Genomic DNA, 3,264 nt, shown 5'->3' on the forward strand with positions numbered 1-3,264 from the left:
CTTGGAGACCTGATCCTCTCTGACGGTGCGGACGACAATGCGAATAGCGCCGACTACACCTTCGCGATCTACGGCGAGTCGTTCAGCAATGGCCAGCCAGAGCCGATCGAGGTGACGATTCGCACACTGCTTCAGGATGGCGCACGGCTGATGACGCAGGGCTACGGCAACCGTGAGCCCACCTTCCTTGTGGTCGTCGGTGGTGCTGACAGCACGGCGCTGGGTCGTGGCGAGGAGGCGCTGGCTGCACAGATGGGCTGCCGTAACGAGCTTGGCCTGACCCCGCCTGACGGCTGGGCGCCCGAGTCGGTCTTTGATGTGGAGACGTCCTCTTTCGGCCATGCGCCCGATGACCTCCTCGAGGTCAACAGCAACGAGCGCGTGTACGTCCTCCGGTTCGTCTGCGCGCCGTTCGTTCGTCCCGCCGAGATGGACATGGTCGAGGCGATCCCGGTCACGACTGCGGCCCCGGTGGTCACGGTGATCAGTCCGGCCAATTCGACGACCGAATGGACGGCGCGGATCGGCACACTGTCGGACCAGGGCGCGTTCCTGAGGGTCGCGACGACGAGGTCTCCTCGCGCAGTGTGGACAGGCGTGACGTCGTTCGATCTGACGGGGCGGCACTACGTCTCGCTCGACGTGACGCCGTGCGGCAAGATCCCTTTGCTGAGGATCGGAGGTGTGCTGGCGCGGAGGATCTCGTCTGTCGCTGGCATCTCGGGCACGTCGGGCCGCCTTCGCCACACCTACTACGTGCCTGACGCATCGGTGGCGTCGATGGAGTTCGGGGTCGATTTCCCCGCGTTCGGGTCGGTGTTCGATTTCACCAACTTGACCGCATCCAACGCGCCGCCGTACACGGGCACGACGAAGCAAACGACGCGCTCGCTGACGGTGGCCGGCTCGGCGCGCACTCAGGGCAGCCTGGCCCTCTCAACGGCGACGGGCAGCCTGGGCACTGTCATCGTGCACACCTCAACCGAGGCTGTGACGGGCACCCCAGCACTGCGGCCCCGCCGACTTTCGGGCGGCACCATCACTTCCGACACGAACGCGGTCAGCGGGTCGACGGAGCTGCTGTCATCTTCGCCGACCTACGAAATTCCGATCGCCGAGATTGTGCGCGGAAAGCACCAGCTCGTCGTGCGGCTCAACGCCCCGTCGACCACGCCGATCACGGTGACGTGGTCGGCGAAGGTGAACCAGGGCGGCACACTTCTGCAGGAGGTCGCAGGCTCGACGGTCGTGACGCCGCCCGCTGCTGGGTACCAGGTCTTTGCCGTTGCGAACCTTGACCTGCCGACTCTCAAGGTCCCATCCGTCTCGACGGCCTCGGTCAGGCTTGTACTCGGCGGCACCGGCGTCTTGGACGAGGGATGGCTCTTTCACGGGCCGTGGACCTGCTTTGAGGCCGGCTCCTCGTCGCGGGCGTGGATCGAGACCCCCGACCTGGATGACCCGTCGCCTGCCGTCTACATCGGGACCGCCGCCGACCAGTCGGACGCCTATGGGGCTTATTCGATGATGAAGGCATGGGGCACTCATACCTTCAAGGGCGAGACGACCGTCTTCATGGTGTCCTCAGGCTCGCCCGACGTCGCATCCGCCTTCTCCTACTACCGCCGCTATTTCAACTTCGTACCGAGCCTTGACCCGTGAGCGGCTTCAATCTCCGCTCTGGTGGCTACTGGTTAGGCTCGATCGGTTTCACAGATGCCCTCACTACGCGCTTCGCTTGGTCGCAGGAGGGCGGCGGCTTCCACGAGGCCTCGTGGGAGATGGACCTGCCCCTCGACTTCGACCACCCTGCGCTGCAGCGTGGCGCACTGGTGGAGGTCATGGACGGCGGGCTCGTCGTCGGTCAAGGCCACCTCTCAGAGCCGGGCCGCATCGAGTCCGGCAAGTCCTTCACCGCGCAGGGGATCTACCGCGAGGCCGAGCACTACCTGTGCTTCACGGGTGGCGGCGCATCCACGACGATCCTCGACACCGCGATCACATCGGCAATCTCCTACGGCGCACCCTTCACGCTCCCGACGTCGATCGCCACAAGCCCGATGATCACCGCGGACGCGGTCCAGGGGCTCAACCACCTCGACGTGCTGGCTACGTCGGTAGCGGTCGAGCAGGGCAAGCGCTGGTTCGTCGATGCCGACGGCGGCTTCCGCATGGTGGCGAACGACACGGCCCCGACGTGGCAGATGACGCCCGGCACTGCCTACCCTGGCGTCGCGGATGACGACTACGCCACCCACCTCTTCGCCCGCTACAACGCCGCGGGGACGCTGACGACGCGCAGCAAGGAGGATGTGGCAGCCTCGCAGCACTGGGGGTATCGACAGTTCCCTGTGGACCTCACCCCGCTCGGGGCGATCTCAACGACCCGCGTTGACAACCGTCTTGCTGGGATGTTGGCGCGTGGCAAGGCGCGGCTGTCCTTCACCGAGCGCATCGAGGTCGGACCGGCGCAGCTTCTCACTGCCGGCGGTCGACCAGCGGATCTCTCAATGATCCGTGGCGGGCAGGTTGTTCGCGTGCATGGCCTGGACTCATACAGCCAGTGGCTTAACGGCCTGCCCTACCTCGACTTCGTGATCGGCGAGTGCGAGTGGATCAACGGCTCGGACTCGATCTGGCTCACTCCCGAGCAGTTCTCAGGCCGCTCTCTCGCCGACCGTTTGACCGTGCGCGGCTCCGGCAATCTCACCGCCTAGCAAGGAGGGCCCCTCGTGGCTACGTCTTACACACTCACCGGCACCGCATCTGATCTCATCGGAGCTGGGTCCACCAAGCGTTTGCGTGGCTACGTGGAGCCGTCGCAGCCGGTCATCAATGACCCGGCGACGAACACGCAGTTCTACGGCAACAAGGCGCTGACCTTCGCCACCAACGGCGCGTGGTCGATCACGCTGGTCGGCACGGGGGCGCTGGTGGCGGCCTACCGGGTGGTCATCGAGTATGTGGACGACGCGCCTCGCAGCGTCGTGCGGACGGCTACCTCTAACTTCTTCTCGCTGACTGCCAACACCGCGTTCGGCTCCAAGGTCGACGTCACGCTGGTGAGCGTAACCACGGGCACACTCGAGTCGGTGTATGCAGCCCGTGATGCTGCCGCTGCATCTGCGGCTGCAGCAGCGGCGGTCGGCAACACCAACGACACCATCATCGCCTCCGGCGTCAACGACACGACCTCGGCGACCCGCGCCGCCCTATCTGCCGCGATTGTCCAGACGGTGAAGCCGCCGTCGATCCGCAACCCGA

3 protein-coding genes are annotated in these 3,264 nt (G+C 65.7%); all 3 read left to right on the top strand.

The genetic code is table 11. The annotated features are described in order from the left end of the window. Positions 1 to 1,662 (top strand): hypothetical protein (locus H7290_RS06425; protein ID WP_290513193.1); only part of this gene is annotated, 1,662 nt, incomplete at its 5' end. Beyond that, positions 1,659 to 2,717: a hypothetical protein gene (locus H7290_RS06430; protein WP_290513194.1), complete on the top strand. Its 1,059-nt coding sequence runs from the start codon at positions 1,659 to 1,661 to the stop codon at positions 2,715 to 2,717. The genes H7290_RS06425 and H7290_RS06430, both read left to right, overlap by 4 nt. A 15-nt stretch (positions 2,718 to 2,732) precedes the next feature. Further along, the coding region (locus H7290_RS06435) for a hypothetical protein (protein WP_290513195.1) at positions 2,733 to 3,264 on the top strand (532 nt) is incomplete at its 3' end.

It is taken from the genome of Aeromicrobium sp. (genome assembly GCF_014378035.1).
Classification (GTDB): Bacteria; Actinomycetota; Actinomycetes; order Propionibacteriales; family Nocardioidaceae; genus Aeromicrobium.